16 protein-coding genes and 1 pseudogene are annotated in these 18,511 nt (G+C 43.9%); 7 read left to right on the top strand and 10 right to left on the bottom strand.

Going from position 1 to position 18,511, the window contains the following annotated elements; all coding sequences use genetic code 11:
- Nucleotides 1–9: 9 nt before the first annotated feature.
- From ABTP35_RS01045 to ABTP35_RS01055, 3 genes are all read right to left on the bottom strand, one after another.
- The gene (locus ABTP35_RS01045) at nt 10–612 is read right to left on the bottom strand and encodes a hypothetical protein (protein ID WP_375334376.1); all 603 of its coding nucleotides are present in this window, start codon (nt 610–612) and stop codon (nt 10–12) included.
- Nucleotides 613–614: 2 nt separating this feature from the next.
- Entirely contained in the window at nt 615–1,136 is a 522-nt protein-coding gene (locus tag ABTP35_RS01050) for a hypothetical protein (protein WP_375334377.1), read from the bottom strand.
- An 82-nt stretch (nt 1,137–1,218) separates the two neighbouring features.
- Nucleotides 1,219–1,794, bottom strand: a complete 576-nt coding sequence (locus ABTP35_RS01055) for an OmpH family outer membrane protein (protein ID WP_375334378.1) — start codon at nt 1,792–1,794, stop codon at nt 1,219–1,221.
- Between the two features lie 588 nt (nt 1,795–2,382).
- Between ABTP35_RS01055 and ABTP35_RS01060 the strand changes: the two genes are divergently transcribed.
- From ABTP35_RS01060 to ABTP35_RS01090, 7 genes are all read left to right on the top strand, one after another.
- Nucleotides 2,383–2,790, top strand: coding sequence for a hypothetical protein (locus tag ABTP35_RS01060; protein ID WP_375334379.1), 408 nt, complete (start codon nt 2,383–2,385; stop codon nt 2,788–2,790).
- Nucleotides 2,790–3,272, top strand: a complete 483-nt coding sequence (locus ABTP35_RS01065; RefSeq protein ID WP_375334380.1) for a hypothetical protein — start codon at nt 2,790–2,792, stop codon at nt 3,270–3,272. Before ABTP35_RS01060 ends, ABTP35_RS01065 begins: the two co-directional genes overlap by 1 nt.
- Entirely contained in the window at nt 3,273–4,685 is a 1,413-nt protein-coding gene (locus ABTP35_RS01070; protein ID WP_375334381.1) for a GspE/PulE family protein, read from the top strand.
- 3 nt (nt 4,686–4,688) lie between these two features.
- Nucleotides 4,689–6,866 carry a type II secretion system protein GspD gene (locus ABTP35_RS01075; RefSeq protein ID WP_375334382.1) on the top strand — a complete coding sequence of 726 codons (2,178 nt, stop codon included), beginning with the start codon at nt 4,689–4,691 and terminating at the stop codon, nt 6,864–6,866.
- A complete protein-coding gene (locus tag ABTP35_RS01080) occupies nt 6,866–8,071 on the top strand; it encodes a hypothetical protein (protein WP_375334383.1) in 1,206 nt (401 codons plus the stop codon). The genes ABTP35_RS01075 and ABTP35_RS01080 overlap by 1 nt, the downstream gene beginning before the upstream one ends.
- Nucleotides 8,049–8,561, top strand: coding sequence for a hypothetical protein (locus ABTP35_RS01085; RefSeq protein ID WP_375334384.1), 513 nt, complete (start codon nt 8,049–8,051; stop codon nt 8,559–8,561). The genes ABTP35_RS01080 and ABTP35_RS01085 overlap by 23 nt, the downstream gene beginning before the upstream one ends.
- Nucleotides 8,562–8,801: 240 nt before the next feature.
- A complete protein-coding gene (locus tag ABTP35_RS01090) occupies nt 8,802–9,167 on the top strand; it encodes a hypothetical protein (protein WP_375334385.1) in 366 nt (121 codons plus the stop codon).
- 64 nt (nt 9,168–9,231) lie between these two features.
- On the opposite strand, the gene ABTP35_RS01095 is transcribed toward ABTP35_RS01090, so the two are convergent.
- The 7 genes and pseudogenes from ABTP35_RS01095 to ABTP35_RS01125 all read right to left on the bottom strand — a co-directional run bounded on the left by ABTP35_RS01095 (nt 9,232) and on the right by ABTP35_RS01125 (nt 18,345).
- Nucleotides 9,232–9,387, bottom strand: coding sequence for a hypothetical protein (locus ABTP35_RS01095; RefSeq protein WP_375334386.1), 156 nt, complete (start codon nt 9,385–9,387; stop codon nt 9,232–9,234).
- Between the two features lie 572 nt (nt 9,388–9,959).
- Nucleotides 9,960–10,268: pseudogene (locus ABTP35_RS01100) on the bottom strand (bifunctional 4-hydroxy-2-oxoglutarate aldolase/2-dehydro-3-deoxy-phosphogluconate aldolase); the annotation flags it as partial.
- Between the two features lie 87 nt (nt 10,269–10,355).
- Nucleotides 10,356–11,174, bottom strand: a complete 819-nt coding sequence (murQ, locus tag ABTP35_RS01105) for an N-acetylmuramic acid 6-phosphate etherase (protein WP_225604896.1) — start codon at nt 11,172–11,174, stop codon at nt 10,356–10,358.
- Complete coding sequence (locus ABTP35_RS01110) at nt 11,171–12,625, bottom strand: sodium:solute symporter (protein WP_225604897.1); 1,455 nt, start codon at nt 12,623–12,625, stop codon at nt 11,171–11,173. The genes murQ and ABTP35_RS01110 overlap by 4 nt, the downstream gene beginning before the upstream one ends.
- Before the next feature lie 21 nt (nt 12,626–12,646).
- Nucleotides 12,647–13,834 carry an exo-beta-N-acetylmuramidase NamZ domain-containing protein gene (locus tag ABTP35_RS01115; protein WP_225604898.1) on the bottom strand — a complete coding sequence of 396 codons (1,188 nt, stop codon included), beginning with the start codon at nt 13,832–13,834 and terminating at the stop codon, nt 12,647–12,649.
- A gap of 106 nt (nt 13,835–13,940) precedes the next feature.
- A complete protein-coding gene (locus tag ABTP35_RS01120; protein ID WP_375334387.1) occupies nt 13,941–15,248 on the bottom strand; it encodes a RagB/SusD family nutrient uptake outer membrane protein in 1,308 nt (435 codons plus the stop codon).
- 10 nt (nt 15,249–15,258) lie between these two features.
- The gene (locus tag ABTP35_RS01125; protein WP_225604900.1) at nt 15,259–18,345 is read right to left on the bottom strand and encodes a SusC/RagA family TonB-linked outer membrane protein; all 3,087 of its coding nucleotides are present in this window, start codon (nt 18,343–18,345) and stop codon (nt 15,259–15,261) included.
- Between the last annotated feature and the right edge of the window lie 166 nt (nt 18,346–18,511).

The raw sequence follows: 18,511 nt of genomic DNA on the forward strand, positions 1-18,511 counted from the left end.
AAATTTGGTTTATTTACATTGGGTGTTGTAGTAGGTTATGATTTGCTTAAAGTGTTTCTTTTTGAGTTCTCGATTTTGAATCTTGGCGACTAGCCGGGGACAATCCGAGAAAAATTTCGAAGCAGCTTTTTTAAAGTTTTTGGACAGCCAGTCTGTGGAGGCTAGGTAGGTTACTTCTTCTTGCTGTGGTTTTCTTAGGTAAAAATTGGTGACTTTATGGTTTCTACCCATATGACTTTCATTAAAACCTGTTCCCAGCACCATAGCTGGGGGGCCATAGCCCGCAAAAACATCTTGATAACAATGTACCCTTTTGCCTGCATCAACTAGTTCCAACACTTTGGGCTTGTCTTTGTTCACAATTCGTACTTTAACATAGACTCGGGATTTATATTTGTAATGAATTTTTAATGTATCAACTTCATCGAAAGTATATATCTGTCTTTGGGCCTCTCTCTTCCTTCTAAACCTTATTTCATCTGAGCTTTTTAGGTTGGCAAAGCCCTCCATTTTGGTTCCATCAATAAAGATGAGTTCTGCCCTATATTTTTGGGCATTCAAGGTAAAACCTATGCTTAGAGCTAAATACAGGACAATGTTAGATGATTTCATCTTTAAAACTTTAATTGGGGTTGGTTCTTTAATTTTTTGGTGTCAATTTTAAAGGTGACCTCTCCGGTGCCATAGCCCAGGTCTTTTACGGTCAGGAACAAATGGTCTTGCTGCATGGCTTCGTATCCCTTTTTGTAAACCAACAGGAGGTTGGTGCTTCTCCCCATACCATACATTCTTGGATATACATAATCCAACAGAGGAAGGGTATCGCGTTTTTGATTTGTTAGAGTTACTTTGTCTGCCATGCCAAAGGACAGTTGGTGGACCTTGGCCCCGTACTCGGCACGGTTTTGGGCTTTTTGGCTCAGCAGTTCTTTCCCATTGGAGCTTATACCCAAGTTGAAATAGAGGTACTGACCATATTCCGTTCTCAGTTTTTCCACTCCTGTGGGTTCAGTTGTTTCGTCCATCAATTGGGATACCATCAAATCCGTAGGTCTGTACGTCAGTGAAAAATCTATCCCTTTAATGGATTTTTTAAAATGATATCCGTTGTCAGTTTCTTGGAGATACGATACCATCTCATCTTTGGTTTTGAAAGACTTTGAACCACAAGCCAGAAATACTAGGCTGAACAAAAATGAAGTCATATACTTCCACGTACTACTGCCCATGATATTGTTTGTTCAGTCCCTCCAAAACTTTGTCCGTTAAATCGGCTCCTTGTTCGGCGTACATGATATTGCCGCTACCTTGGGCCCCAAAGATGATACGATGGCCATGGTCCTTTCCATATTCCTTCACGTAATCATTGATGTCGTTGACCACGGTCTGAGTCATTTTTTGGTCTTCCTCCTGGATTTGTTTTTGAATGGCCTGCTGGTAGTTGTTGATTTGTTGTTGTTTGTTCTGGAGCAATTCTTGTTTTAAAGCCAGTTCCTTCTCGGTCATCGAAGCACGCTCCTTTTCGTAAGTTTTGAGTTCATCTTGCCAATCTGTCAATAAACTATCCACATTGGCTTTCATTACAGCTGCTTTTTTCTCAAAGGCCTGCTGCTCCACTTTTGTTCTATCGTAACCTTCGAGCAGTTGGTTGACATCCACGTAGACCAGTTCAGGTTTCGATGGTGAAATAACAATTGTGACCAAACTTGCCAGTAATGCCATTACAGATAATGGAAGGGCCAATTTGTTCAAGGTGTTGGTTTTACCTTTTTCCATTGCAGGTTTATTCTTCATTTGTTTTGTATGATTTGGGTATTTCTAATTCAATTTGTATATCCTTTTTAGGAATGATTTGCTGATTTTTGGGTGTTTTGTGACAGTCCTTGGATAGTGGCCAATACGTTTCGTTGTTACCGAAACTTAATATGTGTGGGGGAGAAAAAACTTTTAGACACTTTTCTGAGGTTGAAAAGTGAAAAGGAATTCGTTTGAAAAGTTGAGGTCTTGTAAGAGTCAAACTATTCCCATGTGAGAAGTGTGCCAAGATTTTGGCCAAATATCAAAGTTGTTCCATCATAATCGATGAACATTTGCCCTCCAAAGGCATCCTTGAAATTGCATAAAAGTTTTTGGGGAAATTCGGTGGTGCATAGCCATATGGTTAAGTTTATTAATGATTAAAATACTTATTTGGGGCTATGCGAAATGAATTCTCATTAGAGATATCTAGGTCAAATATATAATTTTTTTTCAATGATGAAATTTTTTTCAAAATCTTAAACTGGATAAAATAATTTTCTTATTCAAAAAAAAACTCAATATTTGTTACAGACTTTTAAAGTTTATCAACCCATAAATCTTATTCAATTATGACCTACAATTATGAATTTATGGAAACGAAAGGTTACTGCACTTAACCTACAGGAAACCCTTATTGTACTTGCCATTATTGGTATTTTGCTTCTCTTGGCTTTACCCAATCTGATGCCTTTGATCTCCAAGGCCAAAAGCATTGAGGCGCAGACACAGCTCAAGGCCCTGTACAATGCCCAGACCACCTATCGGTACATGTACAGCAAATACACCTTGGAGCTAAACGAACTGGATTTTGTTCCCCCACGTACGGTGCAGGAAAACGGCACGGCCAATTACCGCTACGAAATCCTTTCGGCAGACAATGCCACCTTTACCGCCCGGGCCGAAGCCATCACGGATTTTGATGGGGACGGCGTTCTCAATGTGTGGGAGATTGATGAAAACGGCAACCCAAAACAAATCATCAAGGACTGATGTTGGTATTGCAGTTGCTTTCCACCGTGGGCCTTGGTATCATGGCCTATCAGGATATGAGGGACCGTGAGGTCACTTGGGTTCTGTTCCCACTACTTGGAACCAGTTTGGCACTGACCCATATACTTCAGGTTGGGTTTTCCGTCTTTGTCCATGCGATTGTAATCAACCTTATTTTGATCACTTGTGTGGTCTCGCTACTTTGGAGCATTACAACCTTTGGTTTTAAAAAGTCATTTTTAAACGTAAGTTTCGGTCTAGGGGACTTATTGTTCCTTTATATATTCGCCATGGGGTTTCCCACGATGACCTTTGTATACCTAATGGTAGGTTCCCTGCTTTTTTCATTGCTGGCTTTTCTACTGATGAAACTCGTATTGCAATCCCAGACCGTGCCCTTGGCAGGTCTTATGGGCCTGTTCCTTATTGCCATGACCCTGTTATCATGGGTGCCCGGCACCCCATCCTTATACGCATACTAAATGTCACTAGTCTCATATAAAATACCTACCGAACTGCAACAGCGCATCTCAGCGGATCAAGCGTTTCACTATCGAATCGTGCCTGTATCACAAAATGATGGCACACTGGTGCTTAAAACCGATAGCGCGGCCCTTGATGCCCTCCTATCAGAACTCAACATTGTATTGGATACCCCAGTAGTGCTGGAATCATGCGGTTCGGAGGAACTCCAACAATACCTGACGACCAATTACCGACAACGTACGGACCAACAGGTTTCCCAAATGGGCTACACCAATGACTTTTTGGAAAAGATAATACTAGAGGCCAAATCCATCGGCAGTAGCGACATCCATTTTGAACCCTACGAACACAAGAGCCGGGTACGTCTTCGCCTTGATGGGAAGCTCTTGGAATATTACAATATCCCCCTAATGGATTACCCTACCATGGTCAACAAGATCAAGATCAGGGCCAATCTCGACATTTCTGAAAAACGCCTGCCACAGGATGGACGTATCACGGTCAATTCCCATAGTGAAGAGTTCGACATCCGGGTCTCCTCCCTGCCCACCTTGCATGGTGAAAAATTGGTACTGCGGATACTCAGCCGGGATACCGGTAAGATCGATCTTGCTTCCTTGGGCATGACCCCCACCGAACTGCAACGATACCAAGAGGGCATCAAAAAACCGAATGGCATCGTCTTGATCTCAGGGCCTACGGGTTCAGGAAAGACCACGACCCTGTATGCCACACTTAAACAGCTCAACGATGGGGCGACCAATATCCTGACCATTGAGGACCCTATAGAATATACATTAGAAGGAATCAACCAGGTCCAATTGAGGGAAAACATCGGACTGGATTTTTCCAGTGCGCTACGTACCTTCTTGCGCCAAGATCCCGATATCATCATGGTGGGCGAGATACGGGACGTTAAAACGGCCAATATGGCTATCCGTGCCGCGCTAACAGGGCATTTGGTGCTCTCCACTATCCATACCAATTCTGCTTGGGCCACCATATCCCGCTTGATCGATATGGGAATACCCCCTTTCTTGATAGCCAGTACCCTTAACATAAGCGTTGCGCAACGTTTGGTCCGTAAACTCTGTACCCATTGCAAACAACAAACAGCCGTTAACCCACAGGCCTTTCCCATGGGTTTTGCCATTCCCAAGGATTTGGAGCACCACTCGATTGCGGTGGGCTGTAACGAATGCCATCATACAGGGTATCATGGCCGTAAGGCACTTTATGAGATTCTGCCAGTCCAAAAAAATCTAGAAAACGCCATTAAAGAAAATATTTTGGAAATCGATGCCTATATGGACGAACACCGAATCCCAAGTTTACGGGATAATGCCCTTGAACTCGTTCGTCAAGGAATCACTTCCGTAGAAGAAGTCTATGCCCTATTAAGCCTTTGATCAATGAAAAAACATATCGTACTCATACTGTTCCTATCCATGGCTCTTTGGGCCTATCCGCAATATGATGGGGAGCACATCCAACGGATACAAAATCAAATGGAGCTCTTGGCCGCTGACTATCCAGCATATAATGAGACCCTGAAACTGGACATCAATGTGGCCAATGTGACCCTGCCCAACTTTCTGATCGCGGTCTCCAAGGTACACAACCTGAATCTGAGTGTTTCCAATGATATTGCCAACATTACGATTGTCAACAACTTTTCAAATGTGACCATATCGGAACTCTTGGTCTTTCTCTGCAAGGAATACGGGCTCACCATTGATTTTACGGGCAGTATCCTCTCCATCAAAAAATATGTAGCTCCACTCCCTGAGCCCGAGGCAAAGGCCTTTGGCATTGATATTGACCCTAGCACGAAGTTGATTTCACTTGACATTGAGGACATTCCCTTGGAACAGGTCTTTCGTAGGATCATGGAGCTCTCCGGCCATAATCTGCTCTATGCCAACAATCTTAAAAATAGGCCCTTGAACGTCTTTCTAAAACAGGTCCCCTTTGACGCCGCCATGGAGAAACTGGCCGCCCTCAATGGACTCTACCACTCCAAATCAAGGGACGGGTTCTACCTGTTCAGTGCCCAGGAAGCACAAACCGAACGGGGAAGCCCCACTTTTGGCCGGGGTGTTCGTTACGAGGTCTTGGACACGCTCAACATGATCCTCAATGTGGATTTCAATGCCACGCCCATCGCCGATATTGTCGGGGCTTTGGCCCAGGACCTTCACGTGGACGTATACACGGCAACCCCTTTGGAAGAGGCCGGCAGCGTCACCTTTCATGCCAAGCACATCTCTTTCGACGACCTATTGACCCATATCTTTGAGAGTCGACAGCTCGGGAGCTATGTAGTGGAGGAAAGGCCGGTTGCCAATGGACGGACCCGTACCCGAAACCAAATCAATGAACCCAATGCCACCAATGCTTCCGACCCTACCCGATTTACCTTTAAAAAAGAAAACAATATCTATTTCTTTGGGACGGCGGACCAGCTCAGTGTGCGCGAAGTGGAGATCGTTCAAATGATGCACCGATCGGTGGAACTATTGGGCGACCCTACCTCCTATTCCGGGGGGTATCGCACCGCAGGTCGCACCAGTAGTGGCAGTATCAATTATTTTGGCAATGGCCAAAATCAGGGACTATCCGGGGGACAGAATAATTTTAACAACACAAGGAACATCAGCACGAACGGTTCCAGTGGTTTTGGTAACTATCAGGATACGGCGGAGGCCTTGGTAAATATCGTTCCCGATGAGATCAAATCGGAACTGGACATCAAGGTGGATTTTGAACTGAACAGTTTTTTGGTAAGTGGGCCCTCGGCCAATATCGAACGCTTTAAACGCTTTATCGAAGAGATCGACAGACCGGTTCCTGTGGTCTTGATCGAAGTCATGATCATTGAGGTACGCAAATCTTCCCTTGTGGAAACAGGCATCAGTTGGGGCATCGGGGATAAACCCACGGAGACGCGCGGCAATCTGTTCCCCAACACGGAGCTCAGCCTTGGGGCAAAGACCGTAAACAAGGTCATCGGGGGCTTTGACGGTTTTGGTTCCTTCAATATTGGAAAAGTGGTCCCTGAATTCTTTGCCACCATCAAGGCCTTGGAAGAAAACGGTAACATCAAGATTCGGTCCACACCCAAACTTTCGACGCTGAATGGTCATCGGGCCAACCTATCCATTGGGGAGACCACCTATTATGTGGTGACCAATCAGAACTTTTTCGGCTCCCAGGTACCCACCACCTCGGAGATCCGAAATTATGCCCCCATTGATGCCGAACTAGGGGTAAGCATCAAGCCACTGGTCTCCGGGGATGGGCAGGTCACCTTGAACATCAATGTCATCCAGTCCGATTTCAGTGGTGACAGGATCGAGGAGGATGCGCCCCCGGGATTGACCTCCAGGGAGTTTAGTTCCATCATTCGTATGCAGAACCAAGACCTGGCAATTTTAGGGGGTCTCGAAGAAAAAGTAAAGGATGATTCCGGTAGTGGCGTTCCCTTTTTGGCGCGGGTTCCGGTAATCAAATGGCTCTTTAGCCAAAGACGGCGTGAAGACACGAAGCAAAAATTGACGATTCTGATCAAACCTACGGTAATCTATTGATGATGTTGGGTAGACTGCACATAAGCGGACATAGTTACCAAGGCTTAGAAATCTTTGAGGTCGATGGGCTTGTCCATTATGCTTTTTTGAAGCTCAAACGCAGCAAGGGGGAATTGGAACTGATCCAAAGCTTCACAACGGATACCCTATCGGATTTGGCTTCCTATATCGACCCCAAAAAGTCCTTGTGGGTACAGCTCAACACATCACGGGTGCTCAACAAACCCTTAGGGGGAGACAGGCCTAAATCAATGGAGCAGTGGGTCAAAACGGTCTTCCCCAACCTCGACCTGGAACAATTTTATTTTCAGATCATGGATTGGGACAAGTTACCCGTGGTCTCCATTACCAAAAGGTCGGTCTTGGAGGGGCACCTGGCCGAACTCAAGAAACATGGATGGTATCCCGCTGGGCTATCGCTTGGTGTCGCCGGGTTGTCGCCTTGCATGGATTTTTTGGAACCCCCGATACAGGGCTCCAATTTTCTTATAGTATCTCTAAATGATGGTTCTTGGAATTTATCACCAACAGATTGTGACCTCGACCTTAAGGTTGAACTCAATGGATTGCAATTGCCAACTGTGCACCTGTTGTCATTTTCACACCTATTGGGCAGTATCCAGGGCAAGGATCCAGTTTCAAACCTGACCGGGTTCAATCAAGAACTGCAGCAACGCGACAAAAACAAACGATTGTTCCAAATTGGCCTTCAATGGGGACTCGGATTCCTATTAGCCTTGTTATTGGTAAACTTTTTGCTGTTCTCCTATTACCGTACCAAGACCTTGGATTCGAATGGATTTATAGATCCGACACAACAGGCCTCCTCGTTGAAGCAGGTCAGGGAACGGGTCGAAGTGAAGAAAAAAAAACTTCAGGTTCTCTTGGGTTCATCCAACTCACGGGCAACTGATTATTTGGACCAAATTGCTGCGGGACTGCCCGAAAGCATTCTTTTGGACATATTGACCTATCAGCCACTGACACGGCCCATTCAGCCGGATAAGCCCATTAGTCTCGGCACGAATCAAATCATTATTTCCGGGCAAACCAACAACAAAATCGAATTTTCTGGGTGGACGTCCCGATTGGAGTCCATGGAATGGGTACAAGAGGTGGAAATCGAACGTTATGAATACACCTCAAGTACCGAGGACAATTTCAGTATAAAATTATATTGCCATGCGATTGGACAAACGAAATAAATTATTGATGGGTGGATTTGTCCTTGCCTTGGTGGTCTGTTACCAACTGGCCATCAAAAAGACTTTGGCCTTGCGCACCCAACATATACATGACAGCAATATCCGGGAACAGACGAAGGACCTTTCCCATGAACTGGCCAACTTAAAAAAACAGGAGCAGCAGTTGGACACACAATTTGCCAGCCTGAATTTAGAATCCGCCAATATACAGAATGAGTTGCTGCGTTTCTTGAACGAGCAGGGCAGCGAACATTCGGTGAAGGTCATCGACTTTAGTGCACCACATGTCATGAACAAAGGAGAAACCACCACAAGTACCTACCAATTTGCATTGGAAGGAGGCTTCAGCAACATATTAAAAGTGGTTCATGACTTGGAGACCAAAGGAAGTTTTGGAGGGATTTCCCATATGGCCTTTGAAAAGGAAAAGAACTTGCGCAATGGGAAAAGTTTTTTACAGGCTTCCATTTTTATTCAACAAATAGAATAAATACGGAAGATTCTTTTCTTGAAATAAATCCTTCATGACTAATTCCAATTGGACTTGCAACAAAAAATGGACAATCAGTTAAGAGTCCTGCCTGTGATTTGTGGTTATACATTTCGTTTTCAAATTCCCTGTAAGCTATTTAGTATTCCCCAGAGTTTATGAGCAAGATCATCTCCAAGGGCTCAAAAAGATTGATTTTCAACATCCAATACATATCTTTAGAAAGATTAAAGTTAAAAAATGAGATCAAACAAAGAAGTATTAGATAACTTTGGAAAGTTAATCATTGAAAACATCTATGATGATGGACTGTCCAGTTTAAATCAAATTATTACAGGCACTACTGCATGGGGCAGAAACCAAGACTTAGTAGACTTTTTTAAGACCCTTTCGGATTCGGACAAACAATTAATGGAAAATTATGCCCGGACACTTCTAAGGGTCTCATTATTTGCTTTCTTAGGTATTTTTGAAGAGCGGGAAGACTATAAATTAATTTATCAAGAAAATGATAAACAAATCAATTTAGTTGAAATTAGTGAAATGTTAAAATCTGAACTTCATGGAAGTGATGGTTGGATAGAACGTTTTAGCAAGTTTAGCTAATCTGTATTTAACATGTCCAAGCAAACTCAAAAATCACCGAGACCCTATTTATTGTCAAGGTACTTCACAACTCCCCATGAACATTGAGGATTTCACCATAAACAGTGTCAAGGTAAGCGTTCAAATCTTCCAAGGTTTTGTTCCTTGGAAAGGCTTTTCCGCGTTTTTTGTCCCAATTGCACACCTTTATGCACCTTTTTAAACTGACCTCTGCCCGCACTTTTTTTTACAGTTACGCGCAGATAGATGTCGTACATGTTCGGGTCATTGCGTTTTTTTCTTACGAAGAAATTGATTCCTAAAGTACTGTCTGTCCACATGTTGTAATAGTTTAAGTTGAACAATTGTTAGTGGTCGGACTGCCCTTAAACCTCAATTGTCCATACCTAAAACTACAACAATCTGAGGATTGGTATGCACACCTTATTGCACACCGAAAATTTAGATTTAAATGAATTCAATTGAATGCAATAAAAACAAAAAGCACTGTCAATCAGTCAATTGACAGTGCTTTGTTTTAACCTAAACGGTGGTTGGTCGGGATGACTGGAAGAAAGTGTATTTTACAACGTTCTAACAATCAACACCTTATACTGTGCTCTAATACTGATTAACCGAACTCTAAACTGTCTATAAAACAGCACATTCAGAGGCAAAACTTATGCATGTTTTACAATGCAAATTTACAAAAATAAGATGGTATCATTTGTTCTTAAAAGAAATTAGTACTGAAACAATTCTTTAAACTTGTAAAAAATTCTTTCGGCCACGCTAAGATTCTCAGTGATAATCTCAGCATGCTTCATTTATAATTTGTAAAGATGTTTTCACCTTATTAATTAAAAGTTCAAAATCTAAATTTTCGATAACTTCACCACTTATCAACTTGGAACCCATTCCCACGCAGGCGACCCCTGCTTCGAACCAGCTTCTTAGGTTATCTCTTTCTGTACCTACTCCGCCAGTTGGCATTACGCTCGTCCATGGTTGTGGTCCCTTTATGGCCTTTACAAAGTCAGGACCATAAGTGGACCCTGGAAAAAGTTTAATGATCTCCACCCCAAGTTCCTCTGCGCGATTTATCTCGGTACCCTTCGGACAAAATTGTGCGTTCTTTTTATTCGCCAAAAAATAGAAAACCTGATTGACACCCCTTCAATATATATTGTTTATGCTATAAAGTTGCCATTATTTCTTTTTAAAGTGTTTGAAAACATTACGCACATTGCGGTGTTGTTTTAACAATCGGGAAGCTTCGTTTTCATCTACCTGTAGTTCGTCCATCAACATGCGGATGGCCCTATCCACCAATTTTTTATTGGAAAGTTGCATGTCCACCATTCTATTGCCCTTCACGCGACCCAACTTTATCATGATGGAAGTGGAAATCATATTCAGCACGAGTTTTTGTGCGGTCCCTGCTTTCATACGGGTACTGCCGGTCACAAATTCGGGGCCAACCACCAGTTCAATGGGGTATGATACCTCGGCGGCCATGGGCGAATTTACATTGCATACAATACAACCTGTCACCAGACCTTCTTTCTGGGCGGCTTTTAATCCTCCGATGACATAAGGGGTGGTGCCTGATGCCGCTATTCCCAAAAGCACATCACTGGAATGAATATTGAACCCTGACAAATCCTTCCAAGCTTGGTTTTTATCATCCTCCGCATTTTCCACTGCCTTTCTCAAGGCTAGGTCCCCACCTGCAATCAAACCAATGATCACATCGTCATCCACGCCAAAGGTAGGAGGGCATTCGGAAGCATCCAATACGCCCAAACGACCACTGGTTCCTGCACCAATATAGAACAATCGTCCCCCTCGCTCAATGTTTTCAAAAGCTGCATCCACAAAAGCCTTGATGGCCGGTATTGCTCCTTCCACCACTTGGGGAACGGTTTTGTCCACGCTGTTGATGTTGGTCAAAAGCTCAGTGGTATCCATGTTCTCCAAATTGTCAAATAAAGAGGATTGCTCGGTAGTAGGATTGAATATTTTCATTGTTTTTTTCGAATTAATAATAAACCGATTATCGTAAGAGTGGCGATAATTGCTATGGTAAAAAAGCCCATGTCAAAGCCATACTTTTCCTTGGCATAGTTCCCAGCAAAATATGTCATCAAAGGCGTTAGTATACAAATTACAGGAACCCATTTGTCCTTTATGTTAACCTTGGTGAACATGCCCAACAAAAACAAACCCAACAAGGGTCCGTAGGTATACCCCGCCATGGTAAAGACCAAGGAAATAACATCACCCCTACTTCCTGAAAACAGCATTACAATCAGGAATAAAATGGCAGAAAACCCTACGAGGGCCTTATTTTTTAGAGACTTTACTTTTCCCTCCTCTTTTTTGTCAATTTCAAGGAAGTCGTAGGTGAACGAAGTGGTCAAGGCGGTGAGGGCGGAATCCACACTGGAAAACGATGCCGCTATGATTCCTAACAAAAAGCTCACCCCAGCCAATGGCCCCAGATAATTTAGGGTCAAATTTGGAAACAGCGTGTCAGTGTCCAACAACGTTCCATCGGCTGCCCTTGGCAATTGTACCCCATTGTTCTCGGCATAGATATAGAGCAATACCCCCAATCCTAAGAACAAAAACTGTGTTATGGCCAAAATAAGACTATAGGTCAAAGAATTCTTTTGGGCATCCCATTGGTTTTTACAAGTGAGGGTCTTTTGCATCATGTTTTGGTCCAGTCCCATCATTCCAATAGTGATCAAAAAGCCTGAAATGAATTGTTTGTAGAAGTTGTTGGCCGATTTTCCCTCCCATTCAAAAACCTTAAAGTATTGATGTTCCGTCACCGCATGAACGGCATCCCCAAAAGTAAAATTGAATGAATCCATGATGGCCCAAACAGTCAATACCGCGCCTAAAATCAAGAATACGGTCTGTACGGTATCCGTCCAGACAATGGTCTTGATCCCTGATTTATTGGTATACAACCAAACCAGTACCAAAATTACGATCACGGTTACCGCAAAGGGAATGCCCAAGGCGTCAAAAAAAGCAAACTGAAGTATTTTGGCTGCCAACAGCAATCGCAAAGCCGCCCCAAAAGACTGGGAGATTAAGAAAATCAATGAGCCCGATTTGTAGGAGACGTTGCCAAACCTATCCCTGAGATACGCATAAATGGAAACCAATCGCAACCTATAATACAAGGGTATCAACACAAAGGTGATAAACAGATAGCCCAAGACATTCCCCAACACGAATTGGAAAAAATACAGGTTGTTGTTGCCCACCATACCGGGCACCGAAACAAAGGTGACCCCGGAAAGTCCGGCCCCAATCATGCCAAAAGCTACCAGAAACCATGGCGACTCTCGGTCCCCCGTAAAAAAGGTTTGGTTACCACTTTTTCTTGATGTGAGGTACGAGATGGCCATCAACAACAAGAAATAGGCTACTATGACCGCAAATACGACTGTTGGTTTCACCGTACGGTTTCTTTTTGTATTTTAATATAGTTGGATACTTTCCAAATTTGATTGGTATTCCGAATAATCTTCCATGGCATCCAATTCTTCCATGGTTCCCTTGGCTTCCACCCATTTTCTAAGTTTATCGGTGCCATTGATGATGTCTATGGGCCAATTTTCATAATCGTACTCGTAGGGAGGGTTCAACCACTCAAAATGGTCTCCCATGTAATGGTGCAGCTCCTGCATCAACCATTGGCCAACCCGCCACGGTTTACAGGTTTTCCGGTCTAGTGTATGCACTTGAAAACCTCCACAGGGTTTATCTGCCTGTTTTTGGAAGGTGGGCAAGAAATTGATAGGTCGTATGGCCACTCCCTGCAATCCACTTTTCGCAAAAGCCTGTGAAAGATAGGTATCCCAATACCCGTAAGGTTCTATTTTGGGATGTCCCATGATCTCCAGTGGTTGGGTGGTTCCCCTACCCTCACTCAAAGTGGTTCCCTCAAACAACACCATCCCGGGAAAGGTAAACGCACTTTCTACTCTGGATAAATTGGGTGAGGGCAGCAACCAAGGTAGCCCGGTGTCTTCATAGTACATTTGTCGGGTCCAGCCTCTCATTTCAATAACCCTGAGTTTGGATTTTGAAGCCGCCCAATACCGCTGATGCATCAAAGCCACTTCGCCAATGGTCATGGCATGGCGCACTGGCATGGGATGGAGCCCGATAAACGACTCAAATTCCATATCCAAAACATTGCCCTCCAAGTCAACCCCATTTAACGGATTGGGTCTGTCCAAAATCACAATTTCAATGTCTTTGGAAACGCACGCATCCAAAATTAGGGTCATGGTGTAGATGTACGTATACATTCGGCACCCTACATCCTGAAGGTCGATGAACAAATGGTCGATATCCTTGAGCATAGCCTCGGTGGGAATCCTTGTTTCAGAATACAACGAGTACACTGGAATGTTGAAATAGGGATGCACGGTATGATCGGTCTCGATCATATTGTCCTGGGCATCGGTGGAAAATCCATGTTGGGGGCCAAAAATTTTGATGAATCGGTCCCTAAAAATCTTTTTGAACCCCAGCGTGGCATGCTGAAGATTTCCATCTACAGAGGCATTATGACACAACAGCGCCACATTGCCCTTAAATTGGGATTGAAGTGCATTGTCCTTCAGCAAAACATCCAAACCTGTCATTATTTTTTTCATGGCCGTTCCTTCATTTTTGTTGAAAAAAAACCAAGCCAAATTCCAGATTTGGCTTGGATACTTAAACTAAAAACTAATCAAAGTTTTTATTAGAGAAACTACTTAATCAAGAAGTTGGGTTTGCAGGCGTACTATCGTTGTTATCACGCTCTGCATTGGGGTACGGATAATAATTTCTATTTCGTTCTGCAGCTGCATCACCGGGACCTGGACGATCAAATCTACGGCTATCCTCCAACCCGAGTCCGGACAGATACAATTCTATTCTGCGGTTCTTATAAATCTCATCCAAAACTGATTGCTGATCTACGGTACCGGCATAGTCTGCCAAGGCAGCACCTACACCAAAGGCATCCTCGCCAGCGGTTTTGTTGCGAACAGCATTCAATTGAATGACCGCATTGTCCAAATCGTTGCTTCTGGCATAGGCCTCGGCCTTTATCAAAAGCATTTCACCTGGGAGGTATACCGGAATCTCATCGGTGTTATTATCAAAGAAGGCGGTTACCTGATAAACGGGAATCGCGGCATCTGGATCTTCGATGAACACGTAGAAGTCCACACGTTGGTCACCATCCTCCGGAAGTAAATCATCAGGAAGCGCAAATCTGGCATCCTTGGCCTGGGTCACGTTTTGGGAACCGAACCAGAATGCCAACGGATTGGGTATGGCCGCATCATAGGCCCAAGTCGATTGGGCAGATAGGTCCACATCGTCCGCAGCAGCTATAGCAGCGCTATAATTGCCTGCCATCAGATTAAAGCGGGCCAATAGCGCATTGACAGAGTTCTCCAAATCCACAGAACCGATCAATCCTGAAGTAACCTCAGAAGACAATCCAGCATCAATATATCCTTTGGCCTCAGTGAGGTCATCAATGGCATTCTGCAACACCGTTACCCTATCGTTGAAAGGGGCATCTTCGATGATTTCCACAGGAATTTGTTCAAAATACTGAATCAAGGTTCCATGTACCAAAGCTCTGTAAAAAAGTCCATATGCCTTAAGCGTATTACCCACCGAAGTATCATCGGTTGCCGTTTCCGCCGAGGTAATCACCGTAGTGGCCTCTTTGCGGCACAGCATGGCATTGGTCCACATATTGTTCAACAGCTCATTGTCACCCCCAATATCATCTCCCCCCAAAAGCACTTCATTTTCCCCTTGGTTACCGGGGTTGAGCAATTGCAGTTCACTGGTATTCAATCCGGTGATGTTTACAGAAGTATAGATAAGACCGCTACGTTCTGCGCTCCAACGCTGTTGGATACCGTTGATCAAATCCACAAGATTGTCCGTGTTGTTCACAACATCAGGCTCCAAGGTTGAATTGGGATCCAAGTACACCTTGTCACAAGACACTGCCCCAAGAGTCAATGCCGCCAACAGTAAAAATTTATATATTCCTTTCATGTCTTTCATTTTATAGTTTAGTGCTGATTGATAAAGCAAAAGTGCTTGGAATTGGTACGTTACCAAAGTTTACAGCACGCAGTAGATTGGATTGTCCACCAGCGTTGGTCTCAGGGTCAAAACTCCAAAAGTTGTCAAAAGAGATCAGGTTTCTTCCGATCAAGGATACCTCTACATCTTTAAGCGAGTTGTTGAAAAGCGAATCGAAAGTATAGGATAAGGCTATTTCCCTCAATTTTACGAAGGAACCATCCTCTATTCTAAATTGCTCAATGGGATAAATCCCAGCAATATATCCTCTTGGAAGGTCACCGCTAAGCTCTTGGGCAGACAATCGACCCAAACCAACCCCTTGACGGGTACGTTTATCGGCATCAAACACATCAAATCCCTGTACGGATTCCCACAGCATGGAAAAACCAAAGTTCTTGTACTTCAAGTCGGTTCCAATACCCATGATATAATCTGGGTTGGGGTCACCAATAATTTTTCGAAGCGCATCCCCTGTGGGTTGTCCATTTGCATCACGCTGTGCAATACCCGTAGCAGCATCCCCTCTTTCTTGTTGGGGAACGCCCACAGGCGCACCCGTGTCGGATGGTCCGGACAAAATCAACTCCCCATTGTCATCCTTGGCAAAATACGTTCCGTAGAAAACCCCCAAAGGCTCTCCCTCACGTACAATTGGCGTGGCACCGGCAACAGTGGCCACGGTAATATCACCACCAATGGTCTTTAACACCTTGTTTTTATTGGTACTGAAGTTTACATTCACGTCCCAGGTAAAATCAGGAGTCTTTATAGGGGTTATCCTGGCATAAATCTCCAAACCTTTGTTCTCCATGCTACCCACGTTCTCCGTTCTGGACGCACCACCAATGGAAGGCGCCAAAACCCGGGTCACAATCAAATCTTCAATTTTTTGGCTATAATATGAGAACAACAATCCGGCGCGATCGTTCCAAAAACTTAAATCGGCACCTATTTCAAATTCCTTGGTACGCTCTGGCACCAAGTCTTCGTTACCCAGTCTATTGTTTTGCTGTAAACTTCCCGCTCCCGCAAATTCGTTGGGCGTGTAGCTTCCAAATCTTTCATAAGGTGATATCGCGGTAAGGTTACCCGCCTCTCCGTAGGAAGCCCTCAGTCTTGCCGAGTTGAAGAATCCTTCGGTGTTCCAGAAAGGTTCGTTGGAAATAAGATAAGAACCGGACACTTTTGGATAGAAATTACTTCGGTTGTCCACATCAAAGTTCGTGGCTCCATCCACACGACCTGCAACAGTTAAGAACAACTTGTTGTCATAGGAAAGTGTTTCCTGAAGGAAGAATCCGTAAATGTCCAAATTGGAATCCACTGGATTGTATTGCAAGGGAATGGTAGGCACTCCCGACGCATCGAGCCCTCTTCCTTGGGTGGCATCCAACTCCAATTGACTGGCCTGGAAGCTATACCCTCCTGTTGTGGAAGAGTTCAATGTTTCGCTGATATCCCAGTCATAGTTTGCGGTAATGTCATAGTTCCAGTTAAAAATCTTGGCCTCGGCATCCCCCAAATAGCCATCATTAAAATAGGCGGGGTTAACCCCATCATAAGGGTACACTGGAATGGAGATATGTCCTTTTTGCTTGTAGGTATCCACACCGATGATTTGATCTATGGTAAGATTATCAATAGGTGTGATCTTTACATGTGCATTGGGAATGAATCGGTCCACATTTTGGGTAATATCAAAGGTCTCGATAATACTTAATGGGTTTACCCGGGTAGGTTCCACCGCCAAAAGATTCCCATTGGCATCGCGTTGCGAAAGGTCATACACGTTATTGGTAATGTTCATGGCATTAATGGGACTCCAGAATACGTTACCATCCGGTTTCTCATCGGACTTACTGCTTGAAAAATAGAGTCCTATGTCATAGGAAATCCAATCTGCAACATTATGCCCAAACTTTAACCGGGCGGTAAAACGGTTATAAGTGGTATTTTTAACAATCCCTTCATTACTCGTATAGCCCACAGAGGCCAAATAGTTCATTTTGCTATTCCCATCGCGAACCATAAAGTGGTTATCAGTTCCAAAACCGGTTTGGAAAATATCATCCTGATAATCATAGCGGGTGGTATTGAACTTTTCGGAACTTAAGTTTAAGAAAGGTGTTGCGGTATTTGTGTCGGCATCAAAACCAAAAATGGGCCACAATCTTCCAGCCAAACCGCCTACGGGTACCGTTTCAAATTCCTCCCCGGTTAAATTAAGGTCCAATTTTTTACGAATGGTATTGATATTGATTCCTGTTTTAAAGGTCATTTCTGGACCATTCCCAAAGGATCTTCCTTTTTTGGTGGTAATCACCACCACCCCATTGGAAGCCCTTGAACCATAAATGGCGGCGGCGGCGGCCCCGTTGAGAATATTGATGTTTTCAATGTCATTGGGGTTGATGTCCACCATCCTATTCTGTCCTGGACTTGCATCCCCGGCAGGAACGTTAAGGTTGGTCACATTGGTGGTAAGGTTACTGGCGATCACCCCATCCACCACATAAAGCGGTTCAGAGGAACCTTTAATGGTACTGGGTCCTCTCAAGCGAATGGAAAATCCACCGGCGGGATCTCCCGAGTTTTGGGTGATTTGCGCCCCTGGCACCTTACCTTGTAGTGAGGAAGTAACGCTCACCGGTGCGGCTTCCACCAATTTGGCAGATTGAACCGTGGTAATGGCATTACCCAGTTTTTTCCGTTCTTGGGTCACCGAGGATCCCAAAACAATAACCTCATCCAGTTTATTTGAATCTTCGGTCAAGGAAATTGATAAATTCTGTGTGCTTCCAGTAAGTACCTGTTCTTTGGTTACAAAACCAAGATAGCTGATGACCAAGGTCTTTCCCTCGGCATCAGAAACTTCTAATTGAAAGTTTCCATCAAAATCGGTCACCCCACCTATGGAGGTTCCTTTAATGAAAACATTGGCCCCTGGTAAAGGTTGGCCCGCATTGTCACTTACTGTTCCTGAAACCGTCAAGGTTTGGGCGAATACGGAATTCACCCCCAAGAACAGTGTCAAAAACAGTAACATGTAATTGAGTTTTTTCATACGTTGAGTTCTTTTTGAGCATTTGCAACAAACTTAGCGAGCAATTTTCAATGTTGCAATTTTTTTGCAGTTTTTTATTGCAAAAATTAGATTTTATTGCATTATTAAACAACTTTTAATAAAAAATGCTGTTTTTTATTGTATGATTATATTTTATATTTGCGAT

This window comes from Flagellimonas alginilytica, assembly GCF_042134605.1.
In the GTDB taxonomy this organism is placed as follows: domain Bacteria; phylum Bacteroidota; class Bacteroidia; order Flavobacteriales; family Flavobacteriaceae; genus Flagellimonas; species Flagellimonas alginolytica.

What these genes read in the sequence shown, in the direction of transcription:
- ABTP35_RS01075 (WP_375334382.1), top strand. Translation starts at nt 4,689, where the DNA reads ATGAAAAAACATATCGTACTCATACTGTTCCTATCCATGGCTCTTTGG.
- ABTP35_RS01085 (WP_375334384.1), top strand. Translation starts at nt 8,049, where the DNA reads ATGCGATTGGACAAACGAAATAAATTATTGATGGGTGGATTTGTCCTT.
- ABTP35_RS01065 (WP_375334380.1), top strand. Translation starts at nt 2,790, where the DNA reads ATGTTGGTATTGCAGTTGCTTTCCACCGTGGGCCTTGGTATCATGGCC.
- ABTP35_RS01070 (WP_375334381.1), top strand. Translation starts at nt 3,273, where the DNA reads ATGTCACTAGTCTCATATAAAATACCTACCGAACTGCAACAGCGCATC.
- ABTP35_RS01055 (WP_375334378.1), bottom strand. Translation starts at nt 1,794, where the DNA reads ATGAAGAATAAACCTGCAATGGAAAAAGGTAAAACCAACACCTTGAAC.
- ABTP35_RS01045 (WP_375334376.1), bottom strand. Translation starts at nt 612, where the DNA reads ATGAAATCATCTAACATTGTCCTGTATTTAGCTCTAAGCATAGGTTTT.
- ABTP35_RS01115 (WP_225604898.1), bottom strand. Translation starts at nt 13,834, where the DNA reads ATGAAAAAAATAATGACAGGTTTGGATGTTTTGCTGAAGGACAATGCA.
- ABTP35_RS01060 (WP_375334379.1), top strand. Translation starts at nt 2,383, where the DNA reads ATGAATTTATGGAAACGAAAGGTTACTGCACTTAACCTACAGGAAACC.
- ABTP35_RS01080 (WP_375334383.1), top strand. Translation starts at nt 6,866, where the DNA reads ATGATGTTGGGTAGACTGCACATAAGCGGACATAGTTACCAAGGCTTA.
- ABTP35_RS01125 (WP_225604900.1), bottom strand. Translation starts at nt 18,345, where the DNA reads ATGAAAAAACTCAATTACATGTTACTGTTTTTGACACTGTTCTTGGGG.
- ABTP35_RS01050 (WP_375334377.1), bottom strand. Translation starts at nt 1,136, where the DNA reads ATGGTATCGTATCTCCAAGAAACTGACAACGGATATCATTTTAAAAAA.
- murQ (WP_225604896.1), bottom strand. Translation starts at nt 11,174, where the DNA reads ATGAAAATATTCAATCCTACTACCGAGCAATCCTCTTTATTTGACAAT.
- ABTP35_RS01090 (WP_375334385.1), top strand. Translation starts at nt 8,802, where the DNA reads ATGAGATCAAACAAAGAAGTATTAGATAACTTTGGAAAGTTAATCATT.
- ABTP35_RS01120 (WP_375334387.1), bottom strand. Translation starts at nt 15,248, where the DNA reads ATGAAAGGAATATATAAATTTTTACTGTTGGCGGCATTGACTCTTGGG.